At 58.7% G+C, this 16,847-nt stretch carries 14 protein-coding genes; 11 read left to right on the forward strand and 3 right to left on the reverse strand.

The features are described 5' to 3' along the window. Positions 1–27: 27 nt before the first annotated feature. On the reverse strand, positions 28–1,305 hold the full coding sequence (locus Q0864_RS10915; RefSeq protein WP_298569189.1) for an acetylornithine deacetylase/succinyl-diaminopimelate desuccinylase family protein: 1,278 nt from the start codon (positions 1,303–1,305) through the stop codon (positions 28–30). 199 nt (positions 1,306–1,504) lie between these two features. On the opposite strand from Q0864_RS10915, the gene Q0864_RS10920 reads away from it, so the two are divergent. From Q0864_RS10920 to Q0864_RS10955, 8 genes are all read left to right on the forward strand, one after another. Beyond that, positions 1,505–2,581, forward strand: coding sequence for a hypothetical protein (locus tag Q0864_RS10920; protein WP_298569192.1), 1,077 nt, complete (start codon positions 1,505–1,507; stop codon positions 2,579–2,581). A 426-nt stretch (positions 2,582–3,007) separates the two neighbouring features. Continuing rightward, positions 3,008–4,174, forward strand: coding sequence for a hypothetical protein (locus Q0864_RS10925; protein WP_298569195.1), 1,167 nt, complete (start codon positions 3,008–3,010; stop codon positions 4,172–4,174). An 18-nt stretch (positions 4,175–4,192) separates the two neighbouring features. Further along, positions 4,193–6,127: an ATP-binding protein gene (locus Q0864_RS10930; RefSeq protein ID WP_298569197.1), complete on the forward strand. Its 1,935-nt coding sequence runs from the start codon at positions 4,193–4,195 to the stop codon at positions 6,125–6,127. Next, the gene (locus Q0864_RS10935) at positions 6,128–6,505 is read left to right on the forward strand and encodes a hypothetical protein (protein ID WP_298569199.1); all 378 of its coding nucleotides are present in this window, start codon (positions 6,128–6,130) and stop codon (positions 6,503–6,505) included. Positions 6,506–6,717: 212 nt separating this feature from the next. After that, positions 6,718–7,059 (forward strand): hypothetical protein, encoded by a 342-nt coding sequence (locus tag Q0864_RS10940; protein ID WP_298569202.1) that lies wholly within the window; start codon positions 6,718–6,720, stop codon positions 7,057–7,059. After that, positions 7,056–8,417: a DUF6638 family protein gene (locus tag Q0864_RS10945; protein ID WP_298569204.1), complete on the forward strand. Its 1,362-nt coding sequence runs from the start codon at positions 7,056–7,058 to the stop codon at positions 8,415–8,417. Before Q0864_RS10940 ends, Q0864_RS10945 begins: the two co-directional genes overlap by 4 nt. Positions 8,418–8,419: 2 nt before the next feature. Continuing rightward, entirely contained in the window at positions 8,420–8,686 is a 267-nt protein-coding gene (locus Q0864_RS10950) for a hypothetical protein (RefSeq protein ID WP_298569206.1), read from the forward strand. Positions 8,687–8,694: 8 nt separating this feature from the next. Continuing rightward, positions 8,695–9,372, forward strand: a complete 678-nt coding sequence (locus Q0864_RS10955; protein WP_298569208.1) for a DUF1523 family protein — start codon at positions 8,695–8,697, stop codon at positions 9,370–9,372. A gap of 65 nt (positions 9,373–9,437) precedes the next feature. Here the strand turns inward: Q0864_RS10955 and Q0864_RS10960 are convergent, their stop codons facing one another. Both Q0864_RS10960 and deoC read right to left on the reverse strand, forming a co-directional pair. Beyond that, entirely contained in the window at positions 9,438–11,789 is a 2,352-nt protein-coding gene (locus tag Q0864_RS10960; RefSeq protein WP_298569210.1) for an aldehyde dehydrogenase family protein, read from the reverse strand. Between the two features lie 10 nt (positions 11,790–11,799). After that, on the reverse strand, positions 11,800–12,819 hold the full coding sequence (gene deoC / locus Q0864_RS10965) for a deoxyribose-phosphate aldolase (protein WP_298569212.1): 1,020 nt from the start codon (positions 12,817–12,819) through the stop codon (positions 11,800–11,802). A gap of 334 nt (positions 12,820–13,153) precedes the next feature. Between deoC and Q0864_RS10970 the strand changes: the two genes are divergently transcribed. The 3 genes from Q0864_RS10970 to Q0864_RS10980 all read left to right on the forward strand — a co-directional run bounded on the left by Q0864_RS10970 (position 13,154) and on the right by Q0864_RS10980 (position 16,836). After that, a complete protein-coding gene (locus Q0864_RS10970; RefSeq protein ID WP_298569216.1) occupies positions 13,154–14,776 on the forward strand; it encodes a peptide ABC transporter substrate-binding protein in 1,623 nt (540 codons plus the stop codon). Positions 14,777–14,957: 181 nt separating this feature from the next. Further along, complete coding sequence (gene oppB, locus Q0864_RS10975) at positions 14,958–15,881, forward strand: oligopeptide ABC transporter permease OppB (protein WP_298569219.1); 924 nt, start codon at positions 14,958–14,960, stop codon at positions 15,879–15,881. Between the two features lie 58 nt (positions 15,882–15,939). Next, positions 15,940–16,836, forward strand: a complete 897-nt coding sequence (locus Q0864_RS10980; RefSeq protein ID WP_298569509.1) for an ABC transporter permease subunit — start codon at positions 15,940–15,942, stop codon at positions 16,834–16,836. The last annotated feature ends 11 nt before the right edge of the window (positions 16,837–16,847 follow it).

The raw sequence follows: 16,847 nt of genomic DNA on the forward strand, positions 1-16,847 counted from the left end.
TTTGTCACCAGCGGCTGCGCCTGCGGTTTAGAGCAGTTCCTTCAGCACCAACGCCATGACACCCGCGCTGTCGACCATGTCCTCGACACCAACCCATTCGTCGGGCTGGTGGGCAAGGTCAAGGATCCCGGGGCCGTAGGCGATGCAATTCTTGAGCCGCCCAATTCGGTCGATATGTTTCTGGTCATAGGTGCCGGGTGAGACGACATAGGACGGCTGCTGGCCCAGCACTTTCTCGATGGCGGCAGCGGTGGACGTGACCACGGGGGCATCCTTGTCGGTCATCGTCGGGATAACCTCGTGCATATCGCGGATCTCGTACTCGAAATTGGGCCGCTCGGCGCGGATGGTTTCGAGCATCCGGTGGACCTCGGCCTTTACCTCGTTCAAATCCTCTTCGATCAGAAAGCGACGGTCGATGATGATGCGGCAGCGGTCAGCGACACAGGGGGCGGGAAATCCGGTGAAGTCCACGTCTTGTTCAGCCTCGCCGCCATGGATCGAATTGATGTTCAGCGTAGACTGTTTCGCACCTTCGGGGACGACCGGCATATCGGTGCGTTTGGTGGCGAGAAGCGGGTAAAGATACGTCTCGATCTCTTCCAGCACGGCGCCCATATGGCGGATCGCGCTGTCGCCTAGGAATGGCATGGACCCATGCGCGATGCGCCCTTTTGTTTCGATCTCGGCCCACCAGACGCCGCGGTGGCCAAGGCAGATGCGGTCTTTATTGAGCGGTTCGGGGATGATGACGTGTTGCACGCGGTTCGGGTCGAAGTAACCTTTTTCGGCCAGATAGGCGACGCCACCGTATCCGCCGGACTCCTCGTCTGCCGTTGCGCTGATTTCAACCGCGCCCTTGTGGTTGGGGTAAAGCGCGACGAAGGCTTCCGCCGCAATGATTGAGGCCGCCAGACCGCCCTTCATATCGCACGCCCCGCGCCCGTAGATGCGGCCGTCTTCCAACTCGCCGCCGAACGGGTCTTTGGTCCAGCCATGGCCGACTTCGACCACGTCGTGGTGGCTGTTGAAATGCACACACTCGCCGGGTGCACCGCCTTCGTGGCGGGCCACGAGGTTCCAACGTGGGTATGTCACGCTGTCGCCAATCGCACCTTCTGCGCGGATCATTTCCACGGCAAAGCCTGATTTTGCCAGCCGCTCGGCCAGATAGGCGCAGATCGCGCGATAGTTCCTCCCCGGTGGGTTCAGCGTCGGGATGCGGATCAGGTCTTGGGTCAGCGCGATCAAGTCGTCGCGACGGTTGGTAATCTCAACGAGAAGAGGGTCGTTTTCTTGAGGCATAAGTGAAATCTAGGCAGCTTGCGCCGCGTAGGCAATGGGAGGTCGCAAGGCGTGCCGATTTCACCGTTAGTGAGAGGGAAAACGCTGTTGTGGGTCTTTAAATCGCGCTATCCTCAACTTAAATGCAATGTAACAGTGATTAACTTTACCCAGCTACAGCGAAAAATTATTAGTGTGTTGGTGGAGCCAAGGAGAACAGATGTCCAGTTTTGATAAGCAGATTCGTGAAAGCCAAACACAGGTTCAGGAAGCGCAGTCCAAGATTGCTGAACTGACCACGCGGATCGAAACCGCACGTGCAAAGGCGGAGGCTGGCGAAGATATCTCGATCGATATCGAGAACGCGACGCTGGAAGATGTGCACGCCCATACCGAAGCGATGAACGCCAATATCGCCGAGTTGATCATGGGGCTGGACGATGTGACCTCGGGCTTTTCGCAGGATTTCGACCAGATGCGGTCGAAAACCGGGTGGGAATCCTTTGTCGGGATCTTCTCGAAGGGGAAGTCGGAAAGCATGCGGCAGGAACGGATGCGCACCGCGTCCATAGACGACAAGTTGCAAGAGTTGATCGCGCAGTCGGACAGCATCGTGAACCTGCTGGAAGGCCAGTTGGCGATGCTCAATGAGCAGAAGGAAAAGGTGGGCGCTAACCTGACCACCACGCTGGACGAGCGTGAAATGACGGTGGGCGAACTGGAAGCCCTACGCGCCGAGATCCTTGGTTTGGACCCCAAGATCATCGAGCTTGAGGGCAAGATTGCCAACGAACAGGACGCCGCCAAGCGCACGCAGCTTGAAACCCAATTGGCCGATCTGAACACGCAGTACAACGAGATGGTGCAGGAAGAGCAAGTGAAGCTTGCTAAATCGCAGACGCTTGAGCGGTATATCGAGAAAGGCAAGACCTGGGTCGATTCACTGCAAAACCAAGCGGCAACGCAGATGGTGCTGATCAACAAGTTGCAGACAGACACCAAGCAGCGCGTGGTGCTGTATGATGCGCTGACCAAGTCGCTGAAGACCGCGCAGCAGCAGGACGTGGCGCACCGGATCAACGAGATCGGCGTCGAGACAGACAAGGAAGCCCAAGCCGCGATGGCCGCGATTGGCACGGCAACGAACCAGCGGATGGCCGACATGATGGAAGCCCACGAAGACCAGATGGTCTTTGCCCGCGACGTGCTGGAGGCGAAGGCCAAGGCAGACGAGCGCTTTGCCCGCCGCTTTGCCGAGATCGTCGAGAAGCACGACAAGAACCTGTATGGGGCTTGAGGCCTTTTGCCCGATCGACAGGCCGGGCAGCGCCCGACCCTCCCCACGGGAGGGCGCTTCGCACCCACCCAGGGTCGGGCGCCGCCCTGAGTTCTACGAGGCAACCTATGGTTAATCGGCATTTTCACTTGGTTGGCGCACACTATACACAGCGTCAAAGATTGCGTGTCGTATTCTTTGCCGTTGTTGCGCTGCTTATTCTCGGCGCAGTAGTTGCCGGAGGAACTGGCAATGGGCAGTTGTTCGAGTTCTTTTCCGTCACTACGTTTGTGGGTTTGATCATGGCGAATCTAGTTATTGGGCGTTTTGGTTCTAGACTATTGTTCGTCCTATCAAACTGGATACCTGTGTTGACGAGCTATGCAGTCCTCTTGGAACGCTGGCTGGATTCATCGGCGAAGGGACACTCGACAGGAGATCAATCGGATGCCTGACATCAAAACCTCCGAACGCACCTCGGCTGGCTTCGCCCCGCGCGACCATGCGGAGCTGACCGACACGCGGATCACGCGGCGGTATTTCTCGAAGTTCGAGAAGATCACGGCGCATCTGGCCCGTGTCGCCGGGCAGATGGAGGTTGAGGGGAAGCTCACCCGTGATGAGGTTGACGTGCTGGCGCGCTACCTCATCAAACTAGGCCTTAGCTTCAAGGCGCTGGCCAACAAGTATCATATGTCCGACAAAGCCTATGGGCTTGGTGCTGCGACGCTGACCTTTGACCGGCGCGACAGCGGGTTTCCGGTCCATGCGGAGCTTTTACAGATGGCCTCGGACGCTGCGCAGGCGGGGACGCATCTGAAAGGCATGGCCTCGGTCGATGAACTGAAAAGCCAGATGGTCAGCCAGATCGTGGGCGACCTGACGGTGCCGAAGGATTTGCAATATTCACTGTCCCAGCGGCTCTATTATGAAGAGCTTGCGAAGGGCGATTTGTTCTGGCCGCAGATGCACCCGGACGTGATCTGGCAGATGAACAAAGGCGAAGGGCGTGATGCGCGTCGCGTCTATCTGGCGCATTGGGCGGTTTATGACAGCGAGGTGAACCTGCCCACTGTCTATCTGATGGAGCTGGAGGATACCGGCCGCACCGCGCTGCCCAAGGACGAACGCCGCTGGCCGCAAGTGCAGTCGCATTTGATGGCGCAAAGTATGGCGGGATTGAAACTGGTGACCATTGCCACCGGGTTCGACAAGGATTTCGACGACCTGCACCCCAAGCGCCTGCGCCGGTTCCATGTGGGGCCGATGTATAGCCATACGTTCACCCAGCAGACCGGCCCGCTGCGCGAGGTGCTGGCCGAGGCGAAAAGCCCGCCCGGTGAAGATTGGGCGTTGGCCTGGACAGTTGAAGAACTGAAAAGCCAAAGCGTCAAGGAAGAGAAATCCGGCTGGTTCGGCAAAGTCGAGCGCGAGATTTTTGCACTGGACCCGTTTGCAGGTTCCGGCTCGAACATCGGTGCCACCCGGATGGAACGCGCAATCATCATGCCCCAACGTCCGTTTCAGGTGCTTGCTGAAAAAAACCCCGCTGGGTTCCACGACGTGCGTAAATTTGTTGTCAGCCCCGGTGGCCGGGTGCTGAGTTACCGTTGATTTAGGAGTGAGACCCACATGAGCCTGCCTGCCGACTTGATGGAACTTCGCGAGGAAGAAATTCGTGCGCATTACGCGGCGGCTGCCGGGCATCTGGATGGGTTTGACCACACGCCCCGGATTGCCAAACCCAAGGAAGCCGCGCCCGCCCCTGAACGCAGCCCCGGCATCGCCCGCTCGCGTCGGTTTCGCACCACCACGCCGGGTCTGGTGACGCGTTCGACCGCGCGGCCTGAAGGTGTGCATTTGGCCGAACGGATCGAGGGATCGGACGGGGACGACCCGCTGATCTCTCCGCTTCAGGCGACTGTTTTGCATGGGCTGCGCCGCGCGATTGCCGTCGCATTGGCAGTGGGCGAGGGGTTCGCCGAGCAGACTGAACTGGCTGCTCTGCGTCGCGCCAATCTGGAAGGGCGTCTGGGGGCTGACAAGAAAACCGCCTTCTCGGAGCTTCTGACTGCCGAGGCGCTGATCGTCCTGCATGTATTCGCCAATGCGACCTCATTCCTGTTGGCAGACCACGCCAGCGAGGCCTCGATCGAGGTCGGCGCGGTCGAGGAAATCCTGACCGACAATGCGCCGCTCGCCCTGAAAGGCGCGCTGTGGGAGTTGGATCAGGAACTTGCGACCTTTGTGACCTCCGAGGACAAGCTGGTCGCGACTGTCTTGGCCTTTGTCGAACAGTTGATGGAAAAGGTCGCCCTGCGCGCCCAGACCGCGTCGCATCTTGGCCCCTTCACATCCGCCAATTACCGGGTCGAAGCGGACGACCTGACGATTTCCGGCTTCACCCCCGCCCGCGCCCATCGCGGGTCCAAGATCACGATGACGTTCAAGAAGCCGAACGAGGTCGTCGGCAACCACATCGCGAAATATCAGGCGATGAAGCTGGCCAAGATGCTGATGGCTTATGATTTCGAGCGGAAACTGAACCCGTTTGCGGAACTGGGTGGCTTCATCTTCACCTTCATGGGCGACGGCAAGCCGGGAACTGGGAAGACAACGCTGATCCAGATGATGGCCGGGCTGATCAATGATTACTGCGCGGTGGCGGGCTATCCCTTCCGCTATCAGAATTTCGGCATCGACAATATCGACAGCTATCAGGGCAAGTCGGGCCAGAATGCCAAGGCGTTCATCAACAATGTGCTCGACCCCAACGTGATCGGCTTTGGCACCGTGGATGACATCGACCAGATCGCGGGCAAGCGGGGGGATCGGCAATCCAGCGCGGGTCAGCAGGAAGTCACGGCGGTTCTGATGGAAAGCTTTTCGGGTGCCAATACGGTGGTGCGCGGGAATTGCACCTTCGGCATGTTCTCGAACTACCCAGAGAATGTGGACGACGCCCTGCGCCAACGCGCCGGTGCGCGGTTCCTGGTGGACGGGCCACGGACGCGCGAGGACTATATCGACATCCTGCACCTGCTCATGGGCAAGAACCACGCGATCCCGCTGGGCGACCACGACCTTTACGCAGCGCAAGAGATCAAGTCTGCCGTGGCGCGCAGCTTTGCGGCGCACGCCCGCCCGCAGGAAAACGGGCTTCTGGCCGTTTTTGATCGTGTGCATGACAAGATCGGCGAGTTGGATGACATCTCCAAAATGGGCACCTATCTGAAAGCAATTCAGGAGGCGGACGAGCGCTTCACTGGCCGGTCGATCAAGAACATCACCGACGCCGTGAAAGTTCGCGCGATGGACTTTGAATTGCCCGACGAATGGATGGAAAACCCCGAGCTGTTCCTGTTGAAAGACTATGACACCAAGAAAGACATGATCGAGGAGCTGCGCGTGCCCATCACCACGGACATGGTGATCCAAGAGGTCAACCGCTACGCCGATTCAGAATTCCGCTATGCCGATAAGTCAGACGAAGCCGCCATCGAGGCGATGGTGCGTGACTTTGGCCGTCAGGAAGAGGCGAAGAAGCGGTATTTGGAGGGGAAGTGAATGGGAGGAGCAGGAGGATTGGGAGGGTTACTTAGTATCCTGATAGTCGCCAGCATTCCGGTGTTCCTCTTGATACACATCGGCTGGTGGATCGGAAAAAACCGCGCCTCGCGAACCCTCACCTTGCGCGGTGCGCTGCTGGCGGCACTGTTTTTGTTGTTCATCGCATCAGCTATTTATCCTGCTATTCCGTTCTTCGGCAGTCTAGATGATGGGCGAGAGTTTTCGTTTGAATTTGTGCGCTTTAAGCGCATCATAAGCTTTTGTTTCGCTACCGCTGGTCTATCAGCGTTGATTTCTTTGGCGCTAGGCTTAACTGCAAGCGAGCCAGAGGCTGAATCGGGTAAGAAGGATAGTCAAGAGGATGCTGTATTATGACCATCTGGATGCTCCTCAAGTCGGCAGAAAACCCTGAACTCTTTTTTTGGCGCAACTGGCAGCTTGAAAAAGAAACTTTCGATGTTTTGGTTCCACGCGGCAACGCCGCGATGCGCCCGACCCGTCCCACAGGGCGGGCGCGTTCCGCACCCACCCTCGGGCCGGGCGCATCGCTTTGTAGGCGTCGAACGCCATGCCAAGGGGATCACGTAATGGAAGGCTCATACGGTTCGGACACAGGCTCGTTTATCGCGAACGCAATTGCTCTGTTGATCTTTGCGACCCTGCCATGGTTCACGGCGCGGTGGACAACGCATCGCGGCGCACGGTTTTTCTCGGCCCTACCGGGCGTTTTCGCGTTCACAGCGGCCACGACCGTTTGGGCGATTGACGCTGGTCTAAGCATCATTCCACGAGCGCCCGATATGACCCACAATTTCGAATTGGCAATCGGCATGTTGATTGGCAACGGCATGCTTTACTTGCTGGTCTGGTCGGTGGTCTTCACCTTCATCCTGCGCCATGGGGCATCAAAGCGGAGTGCCAACATATGAAACGCCTCATCCAACGCGGCCTAATGTTTGGCAATCTCATTCGAGTCGACAGCCCGGCGCTGATCGAACGCTATAACCGCGCGCTCAAGGGGCTTTCGGGCAAGCAGACGAAGCTGAAAGAATTTCACATCGACGTCTCTGGGTTTTCGCCCGAGATCGGAGAAGAATTCAAAGACCCGCTCTACCTCAACCCCAATGGCTGCAACCGGCAGTTCATCATTCTGACGGTGGACCAGAAGAAGGCGCCGCTTTTGAATGCCTTGTTCTCGACCTCGCGCGGGATTTTGCGGCAGTTCATTGCGGATAACGAGGCGAAGCTTTTCGCGCTGACCGCCCATGATGCGGTGGCGGGTGAACTGATGGACTCGGTCTATGACATCTCGGACCCGTCGCGCCTGTTCGACATCCGCAAGATCGTGATCGAAGCCGACACGACCCAAAGCCACGTCAAGAACGCCCGCCTGCTGGCCGACAAGATCGACCATTTTCAGACCGCGCCAAACGCTTGGTATGACGACGATCTGATTGGCGAGATGATCGAGTTGGCGCGCGAAACGGGCGACGTCACCCGCGTGCCGGTGGACCTTGGCGTGCAGGAATACGAGCAGGGCAATTTCTGGACCGCGCATTTTGGCGGGCTGTATGTCTTTCGTGATGTGGAAAGTCCGGCGGTGATCGTGTCGGGTGATAAAGATCGACTGCCCACGCCGCCTCTGGGCAAGGTTTTGGACACGTCCGAGGCCAACAGGCTGGCCAGTTTCCTGAGCAAGAACGATCTGGTCGAACAGGTTGTTCGTGAACGCGGTGACGCGGGGGCCACGATCCTGCGCCAGAAGATGGAGTTCATTCTGGTGGACGCCGCAACGTCTGCCGGGCTGGATCTGGGTGACATGTCATCGCGCACCCTGCGCCACGTGGCGCAGCGGTTGGGGTCGCATCTGCCCGCAGCCTTCCACGGCTTGGCGGCGATGGTGCGCTGGGCGGAAGCGGGCGGGCAGTGGCCGCGGATCGACAGCCGTCATCCGGCCTATTTCTATACCCTGCGCGCGCGGCCAGACCACCCGGATCGCGACCTGATCAACCGCTTGTTGTCCGAGCTTGCGCCGATGGACTTCCGCCAGCTGTTCATCTGCCACAAGGAGCTTTTCTATGCCGCATATGCCACATGGCCGGACGAAAAGCGTGAATTTGTGGCAGAATTCCTGCATCGTGACTATATGGCGAACAAGGCCGGTGCGCGCGAAGCGTTGTTCGGCGGGCGCAAAGACCCGATGAAAGTGCCGCGGACGGCGCGCAAACGGGCGCGTGAGGATATGATCGAGATTGTCGGCCCGTGGGGCGCAGTGAACAGGAGGTAACGATGGGATTGGTGCGACTAGTCATTTTCGGGTTCATAGGGCTTAGCATCGTTTACGTGCTGGTCAGCTTGTATTCCCGCTCGATCCGGTTGGAAAAGCTGGAGGATCAATGGGCCGAGGAACACCCCGATGGCGATGTGACCGATCGTGACGCGTGGCTGCGCGAAGGGATGGAAGACTATAAGAAAAGCTTCCGGCCCAAGCTGATCCTGCTGGTGTATGTGGTGCCAACACTCTTTGTTATCCTTTCGCTTGTCCTAATCAACTGAGGTTCACTATGCGCCGTATTCGTATCACCATCCGTATCCTGCTCGCGCTGATCCTGTTTGGCGTGTTTCACTATGTCTTGCCGCAACATGACGTCGTGCGGGTCGTGAACACCTATCAGGAACGGCAGGATTTGGGGGACTGGACGCGTATCTTCTGGTCGAAGCCGGATGATCAATCGGCCAACCTGATCAACCGTGACGTTCAGTTTGTTCAGACCGTGAAGAAGAAGACCTATCTTCTGGGCTTCATCCGCAGCGATGCGGAAAAGGTGATGGTTTACCGCAACGAGGATACGGGGTGGGGATGGCCGTTCTATTTCAAGTTCGACACCGCGAGCTTGCAGACCGAAGTGGACGATCTGCGGTCCACGCCTGAGAACCCGAAATGGGCTGTGATCACCCACTACGGCTGGCGAAACGAGCTAATTTCGGCGTTCCCGAACGCGGTGGCCATTCGTCCAGTGACAGGCCCGGATGTGACCATCATCCCGTGGTTCAACATCATGTTTTTCATCGTGCTGGCTGTCATCATCGGCTTTGTGCGCGCGTTGTGGCGACAGTTCCGCGAACGCTCGATAGATCCGGCGCTGGAAGATGCGGGCGAGGCGTGGGATGCGGTTGATGCCCGTGCAGACAAAGCGCGGGGCCGGTTCTCGCGCTGGTTGGGGTCTTGGCGCAAGAAGTAAGATCGACATAAAAAAACGCCGCGCAGGATATTCTGCGCGGCGTTTTGTCGTTCAATGGTGTTGGCTTATTCGCCGTAGGGCACCCAGATGGTTTTGACTTCGGTGGCGTGGACCAAGAATTCGCGACCTTCACCTGCTGCCCCGAACCAGTCCCGGGCATTCGCATTGTTGACCCAGCTGCGTTTCAGGTTCCCCGCGCTTTCGCCTTCGACGATGGCCGAGATGTCTGCGCCCGATTGCGCCCAAACAGCGTCCACACCAAGGTGGCCCGCCAAGGGCGACGCCAGTTCTGCGTGGCTTCCGGTAACGATGTTCACGACGCCCGCCGGCACGTCCGACGTGTCGAGCACCTGATAGAAATCGGTCGCGGCCAGCGGGAACGGCTCGCTTGCGGCCAGCACCACGCGGTTGCCCATGGCGATGGCCGGGGCCATCAGGGACACCAGTCCCAGAAGGGGGGCGTCGTCCGGGCAGAAGCCGCCGATCACGCCGACCGGCTCGTTCATCGCCAGCGCCACGCCGCGCATGGGCACGGGCTTTGCGGCGCCGTCGTATTTGTCCGCCCATGCGGCATAGGTGAACAGGCGGCTGACGGCTGCCTCAACTTCCTTCCTGCCATTGCGCCCGCCCATCATGGCGTCGATCCGGGCGGCGAATTCCTCCGCACGAGCCGAGAGGTTCTCGCCGACATAATAAAGGATCTGCGCGCGCAGGTGTCCGGTGGTCTTGGACCAGCCGGCGGCCGCGTGCGCAGCCTCAACCGCGTTGCGGATGTCCTTGCGGTTGGCGATGCCGACATGGCCCAGTAGGTCGCCCTGTTTTGACCAAACCGCTTGGCTGTAACCACCATCGGGCCGCGCCTGTTTGCCGCCGATGTAGAATTTCGCGGTGCGGTCGAGCGCATCAACTTTCGCCTCTTTCGGGGCGGCAAAGGCGGCGATGGGTTTCAACGACTGCGCCTTGGCGCGCGGCTTGGTGTAGGTTTGCAAGCCTTCCCAGCCCCCTTCGCGACCAAACCCGCTTTCGCGCACGCCACCAAACCCGGCGGCCGCATCAAACATGTTGGTGCCGTTCACCCAGACCACGCCAGCCGCCAGCTTGGGTGCGATGTCGAGGGTCAGGTTGACGTTTTCGCTCCACACCGTGGCGGCCAGACCGTAACGGGTGTTGTTGGCAATCTCGACGGCCTCGGATGGGGTGCGGAAGGTTGTGGCGACCAGAACCGGGCCGAAGATTTCTTCCTGCATCAGCATGGACGCCGACGACAGGCCGGTGATCAGGGTGGGCGGGTAAAAGCAGCCTGTGTCCGGGATCGGGCAGGGGGCTTGGTAAAGTTCGCCGTCACTTGCGCCCGCCTCGACCAGCTTCGTGATTTGCGCGTGCTGAACAGGGTCCACCACGGCGCCCACGTCAATGGATTTGTCCAGCGGATCGCCCATGCGCAACTTGTCCATCCGAGCCTTGAGCTTGGCATAGAAACGGTCGGCGATGCCTTCCTGCACGATCAGGCGCGAGCCTGCACAGCAGACCTGACCCTGATTGAACCAGATTGCGTCGACCAGACCTTCGACCGCTGAATCCAGATCGGCGTCGTCAAACACGATGTAGGGCGACTTGCCCCCCAGTTCCAATGTCAGGGACTTGCCCGACCCTGCCGTTTCGCGGCGGATCACCCGGCCAACTTCGGTTGAGCCGGTGAAGGCGATCTTGTCGATATCCTCATGCGTCACAATGGCTTCGCCTACGCGCCCGTCGCCGGTAACGATGTTGACCACGCCCTTGGGCAGTCCGGCCTCGTCGCAGATTTGCGCAAACAGAAGGGCGGTCAGCGACGTGTATTCGGCGGGCTTCAGAACCACGGTGTTGCCCATCGCAATCGCAGGCGCGATTTTCCATGACAGCATGAGCAGCGGGAAATTCCACGGGATGATCTGGCCGCAAACGCCCAGCGCCTCACGGTCGGGAAGCTCGGCGTCTTGCAACTGCGCCATGCCCGCGTGGTAATAGAAATGGCGCGCGACCAGCGGAATGTCGATGTCGCGGCTTTCGCGGATGGGTTTACCATTATCCAGCGTTTCCAGCACCGCAAACAGCCGCGAATGCTTTTGGACCAAACGCGCCAGAGCATAGAGGTATTTCGCTCGTTCGTGGCCCGAAAGTGCCGCCCATTTGCGCTGCGCCTTGCGGGCGGCGGTGACGGCAGTGTCCACATCGTCAGGTGTGGCCTGCGTGACCTGCGCCAGCACTTCGCCATTGGCGGGGTTGCGGGTGGCAAACGTGTCACCAACACCAGTCATCCGCCCGCCGATATACAGACCAAACTGGCCCTTGCGTTCGGCAATCCAGCCCAAGGCTTCCTTCGCGCTTTCCGGGGCGAGGCCATAATCCATCGTGTCAAAGATTTCTTTCACGGTCATGTCTAAATCCTCAGCCCATCGGGTGGCGGTAGGTGGCCGAGTAATGGCCGGTCACGTGGTGCTCCAACTGGCGCTCGATATCGCCCAGAAGCGAGCTGGCGCCGAAGCGGAACAGGTCGGGCGTCAGCCAGTCGTCGCCCAGTTCTTCCTTGATCAGGGCCAGATAGGTGATCGCGTCCTTGGCCTTCGAGATGCCGCCCGCGGGTTTGTAGCCGACGCGGTATCCTGTCGCCTCGTAGTAGTCGCGGATCGCCCGGATCATGACCAGGCTGACGGGAAGAGTTGCGTTCACGCTTTCCTTGCCGGTGGAAGTTTTGATGAAGTCGGCCCCCGCCATCATGCAGACCAGCGAGGCGCGCGCGACGTTGCGCAAGCTGCCAAGTTCGCCCGTGGCAAGAATGGCTTTCACATGCGCGTCGCCGCAGGCCTCTCGGAAGTCACGCATCTCGTCGTAAAGCGCCTGCCAGTTGCCGGTCAGCACATGGCGGCGCGAGATCACGATGTCGATTTCCGAGGCCCCGGCGCGAACGCTTTCGCGTATTTCCTCGATTCGCAGGTGATACGGGCTGAGCCCTGCAGGAAAGCCGGTTGAGACCGCTGCGACAGGCAACGCCACCCCCATATGGCGCAAGGTCTCGACCGCAGGCGCGATCATGTCGTGGTAAACACAGACCGCCCCGGTTGTTATGTTGCCCACACCCAATGCCGACAGGATTTCCGGGCGCACCGGGTGGGCGGCCTTGGCGCACAGGCGACGCACCCGTCCGGGCGTGTCGTCGCCTGCAAGCGTGGTCAGGTCGATCATGGTGATGGCTTTTAAAAGCCATGCCGCCTGATGATCCTTTTTTACACTACGCCGACCGGGCAGCGCGGAGCACCGGCGTTCGATGGCAGATGTATTGGCTTGGGTGGCGCGCACCCAGTCCATATTGAGTTCCATGCCTGGGTTGCGCGGGTGAGTCACTTGCGGCAACTGCGCCGCCGCCCGATCCCCCCCTTTGGCGCGGGTAGATGTCGCTTCGCTTTTCACGGATTTCCCTCGGATGCGTCCATTGGGTTCATGTTGTCACAAGGTTCGCACGGGTGCCCCGAATTGGCAATATTGCAGCCAAAGAACCTTGTTTTCGCCGGCTCTTCCGGCGATTTGACGAAAAGCGCCGGCATATCTACGATAATCGACCCGTTCGGGCAACTTTTTGCGTGTGTTGGTGGTTGGAAAAACTGTCTCACCGTAATGAGTTGTTTCGACCGTCACGATGCGCATAGGATGCTGCATCGGTGAGCGCTGGGGGCTGAGTCTCTCTCGGAACGGTTGAGTTCTGTAATAACGCGTCATCCATAGCAATAGACAAGGGAGTACCTTCATGAACGTATCCATCAAAGCTGCCCTGCTGAGCTCGGCCTTCGCGCTCGCCAGCCCTGCGCTGGCAGCCGGGACACACCCCGTGACCGGCGAGACGCTCGCAGACGACCAGACATTCACCTATCGCGTGTTGGACGAACACACGTCGGTTGACCCGCAAATCGTCGAAGACGTTTCCGGCTCTGAAATCGTGCGCGATCTGTTCGAGGGCCTTTATAATCAGGACGAAAAGGGTAACCTCGTGCCCGGTGTCGCGCTGAGCTACGAGACCAACGACGACAAGACCGTATACACATTTGCCCTGCGCCCCGAAGCCAAGTGGTCGGATGGCACCCCTGTCACCGCAGGCGATTTCGTCTTTGCATGGCAGCGTTTGGCTGATCCCGCAACGGCTTCGGAATACCAGTGGTATGTCGAAATCATGGGGCTGAAGAACGGCGCGGCCGTAAGCGCTGGCGACATGCCGGTCGAAGAGCTTGGCGTGAAGGCGATTGACGACCACACGCTGGAGGTGACGCTTGAGCAATCGCTGCCTTACTTCGCGAAGACGACCACGCACACCTCGACCTTCCCGGCCCCGAAGTGGGCGATCGAGAAGCACGGGTCTGACTGGATCAAGCCCGAGAACATCGTGGTTAACGGCGCCTACAAGCTGACCGAGCACGTCGCCAACGAACGTCTGGTCCGCGAACGCAACGAGATGTATTGGGACAACGACAACACCATCATCGACAAGGTTGTGTCGCTGGTGATCAACGATGAAAACGTCGCCCTGACCCGTTACAAAGCCGGCGAACTGGACCGCACCGAAATTCCGGCAGGTCAGTATCCGTCGCTGAAGGAAACCAACCCAGACGAAGTTACGGTCTTCCCGCGCTTGTGTTCCTATTATTACACAATCAACGTGTCGGACAATGCGCCCGAATTCCTGAAGGATGTGCGCGTTCGTCAGGCACTGTCCTATGCCATCAACCGTGACATCATCACCGAGAAGGTGCTGCAAGGCGGACAAACGGCGGCTTATACGTTCACTCCGGCAGCGACTGCAGGGTTTGAAGTGCCTGCCGTTGACTATTCGACCTGGAGCCAGGACGAACGCAACGCGAAAGCCACAGAGCTGATGTCGGCTGCTGGCTATGACAAGTCAAATCCGCTGGATATTACGCTGATCTACAACACCTCCGAGGCGCACAAGAAGGTGGCTTTGGCGGTCAGTCAGATGTGGAAGCAGAACCTTGGTGTGAATGTCACCTTGGAAAACCAGGAATGGAAAACTTTCCTGAACACCCGCGGCGAGCAAAACTACGAAGTTGCGCGCGCTGGTTGGTGTGGTGACTACAACGAGGCGTCGACCTTCCTTGATCTGGTTCAGTCTGGCTCGGGCTACAACGATGCCAAATATGCCAACGAAGAAGTGGACAAGCTTCTGGCCGATGCCAAGACCATGGACGATCCTCAGCCGAACTATACCAAGGTCGAGGAAATGATCGCCGCCGACATGCCGATCATTCCGATCTATCACTATGCCGGTAACTACATGATCCAAACCGATCTGAAGAACTGGCCGGTCGAGAACGTAGAGCAGAACTGGTATTCGAAAAACCTCTACAAGGTTGCCGAATAACACCTCGCACTTAATGGGGCACCGCGATCATGCGGTGCCCCAACCGTTTACGCGTTTCTGATCCAGATCAACGATTGCTCGCCCAACTCTTGCGATAGACGCCCGATCTGGCACGTGGCCGGGTCCTGTCAGGGGGGAGAACCAGTCAGGATCACTCAGCGCCGCATCTCACGGGGAAAAGATGCTAAATTTCATCATACGCAGGGTTGCCGTCGCGATCCCGACACTCATCATTCTTTTGATTGCCTCGTTCTGGTTGATGCAGACCGCGCCAGGCGGGCCGTTCACATCTGAACGCCCACTGCCGCCGCAGGTCCTTGCCAATATCGAAGCAAAATACGGGTTGGATCAGCCGATCCTCAAGCAACTGTGGGATTATGTCATTGGCATCATCACACAGTTCGATTTTGGCCCGAGCTACAAATACAAAGACCGGTCGGTGAATGACATTATCGCGCAGGGTTTCCCGGTCACGCTGACCTACGGCATCATCTCGTTTGTGATTGCGATTGTGGTCGGCGGCATCCTTGGAATGTCCGCTGCGATCCGCCAGAACAGCATGCTGGATTACTTCGCCGTTGGCGTCACGATCGGTGCACAGGTCTTGCCGAACTTCGTCATGGCGCCGATCCTGATCTTGATCTTCACGCTCTGGCTTGGCTGGCTGCCGGGTGGCGGCTGGAATGGCGGTCAATGGCAATATCTGGTGATGCCGGTGATCGCCCTGTCCACGTCCTATATGGCGTCGATCGCTCGTCTTACGCGGTCTTCGATGCTAGAGGTGCTGCGATCGAACTTCATCCGAACCGCACGTGCCAAGGGGCTGCCTGATCGCACGATCATCTGGCGCCACGCACTTAAGCCCTCACTGTTGCCAGTGATATCGTATCTTGGACCAGCCTTTGTCGGCATGGTCACAGGCTCGTTCATCATTGACTCGATCTTTGGCACGGGTGGCATTGGCTATTTCTACGTAAACTCGGCCTTCAACCGCGACTATGCGGTGATGATGGGCCTGACGATCTTGCTGGGATCCATGACGATCATGTTTAACATGGTGGTTGATATCCTATACGCGTGGATCGATCCGAAAATCCGGTTGTGAGGAGCGCGACATGACAGACAAACTCGCACAACCATTCCAGCAGGCGAAAACCGCCGAAATGGCGCAAGGCATGCTGGAACAAGAGGTTCAGGGCCGGTCACTTTGGGCAGATGCGCGCGCGCGTTTCCTGTCCAACAAAGCGGCCATGGTGTCAGTGGTCGCATTGGCGCTGATTGTGCTCTTTTCCCTGTTTGGCCAGAGCCTCAGCCAATTTGACAATGAAACCATCGACTGGGACATCCTTGGCAACGTGAAAGAGGCGGGTCGCCCCTCGATCGAGAACGGCCATTTCTTCGGGTTCGATGAGAACGGTCGTGACCTTTACAACCGGGTCGTTCAGGGCAGCCGCATTTCGCTGGCGGTGGGGATTGTCGGCGCCGTGATCGCGGTTTTGGTCGGCACGCTTTACGGGGCGACGGCGGGCTTCATCGGGGGACGTGTCGATTCGATCATGATGCGTCTGGTCGATATCTTCATGTCGATCCCCTATATGTTCGTGCTGATCCTGCTGCTGGTCGTCGCGGGTCGGTCAATCACGATGATCTTCGTCGGCATCGGGCTGACGGCCTGGCTTGATATGAGCCGCATCGTGCGCGGCCAGACCCTGTCGATCAAGAACCGCGAATTCGTGGAAGCCGCCATAGCCATTGGTGTGCCGACATGGCGGATCATCCTGCGCCACATCGTGCCCAACCTTTTGGGTGTGGTCGTGGTCTATGCGACGCTTCTGGTGCCGACCATGATCCTGACCGAAAGCTTCATTTCGTTCCTCGGCCTTGGCGTGCAAGAGCCGCTGACCAGCTGGGGCGCGCTGATTTCGGAAGGCGTGAAAAGCATGAACTATGGGACGTTGTGGCATCTGGGTTTCCCACTCTTCTTCTTTGTGGTCACAATCTTCTGTTTCTTCTTCATCGGTGACGGTCTGCGCGATGCGTTGGACCCGAAAGACCGCTAGGGGTTTTGCGA

The organism is uncultured Aliiroseovarius sp. (genome assembly GCF_947497285.1).
Taxonomy (GTDB): Bacteria; Pseudomonadota; Alphaproteobacteria; order Rhodobacterales; family Rhodobacteraceae; genus Aliiroseovarius.

What these genes read in the sequence shown, in the direction of transcription:
- Q0864_RS10945 (WP_298569204.1), top strand. Translation starts at nt 7,056, where the DNA reads ATGAAACGCCTCATCCAACGCGGCCTAATGTTTGGCAATCTCATTCGA.
- Q0864_RS10970 (WP_298569216.1), top strand. Translation starts at nt 13,154, where the DNA reads ATGAACGTATCCATCAAAGCTGCCCTGCTGAGCTCGGCCTTCGCGCTC.
- Q0864_RS10930 (WP_298569197.1), top strand. Translation starts at nt 4,193, where the DNA reads ATGAGCCTGCCTGCCGACTTGATGGAACTTCGCGAGGAAGAAATTCGT.
- Q0864_RS10950 (WP_298569206.1), top strand. Translation starts at nt 8,420, where the DNA reads ATGGGATTGGTGCGACTAGTCATTTTCGGGTTCATAGGGCTTAGCATC.
- Q0864_RS10920 (WP_298569192.1), top strand. Translation starts at nt 1,505, where the DNA reads ATGTCCAGTTTTGATAAGCAGATTCGTGAAAGCCAAACACAGGTTCAG.
- oppB (WP_298569219.1), top strand. Translation starts at nt 14,958, where the DNA reads ATGCTAAATTTCATCATACGCAGGGTTGCCGTCGCGATCCCGACACTC.
- Q0864_RS10915 (WP_298569189.1), bottom strand. Translation starts at nt 1,305, where the DNA reads ATGCCTCAAGAAAACGACCCTCTTCTCGTTGAGATTACCAACCGTCGC.
- Q0864_RS10955 (WP_298569208.1), top strand. Translation starts at nt 8,695, where the DNA reads ATGCGCCGTATTCGTATCACCATCCGTATCCTGCTCGCGCTGATCCTG.
- Q0864_RS10960 (WP_298569210.1), bottom strand. Translation starts at nt 11,789, where the DNA reads ATGACCGTGAAAGAAATCTTTGACACGATGGATTATGGCCTCGCCCCG.
- Q0864_RS10935 (WP_298569199.1), top strand. Translation starts at nt 6,128, where the DNA reads ATGGGAGGAGCAGGAGGATTGGGAGGGTTACTTAGTATCCTGATAGTC.
- Q0864_RS10940 (WP_298569202.1), top strand. Translation starts at nt 6,718, where the DNA reads ATGGAAGGCTCATACGGTTCGGACACAGGCTCGTTTATCGCGAACGCA.
- Q0864_RS10925 (WP_298569195.1), top strand. Translation starts at nt 3,008, where the DNA reads ATGCCTGACATCAAAACCTCCGAACGCACCTCGGCTGGCTTCGCCCCG.
- Q0864_RS10980 (WP_298569509.1), top strand. Translation starts at nt 15,940, where the DNA reads ATGGCGCAAGGCATGCTGGAACAAGAGGTTCAGGGCCGGTCACTTTGG.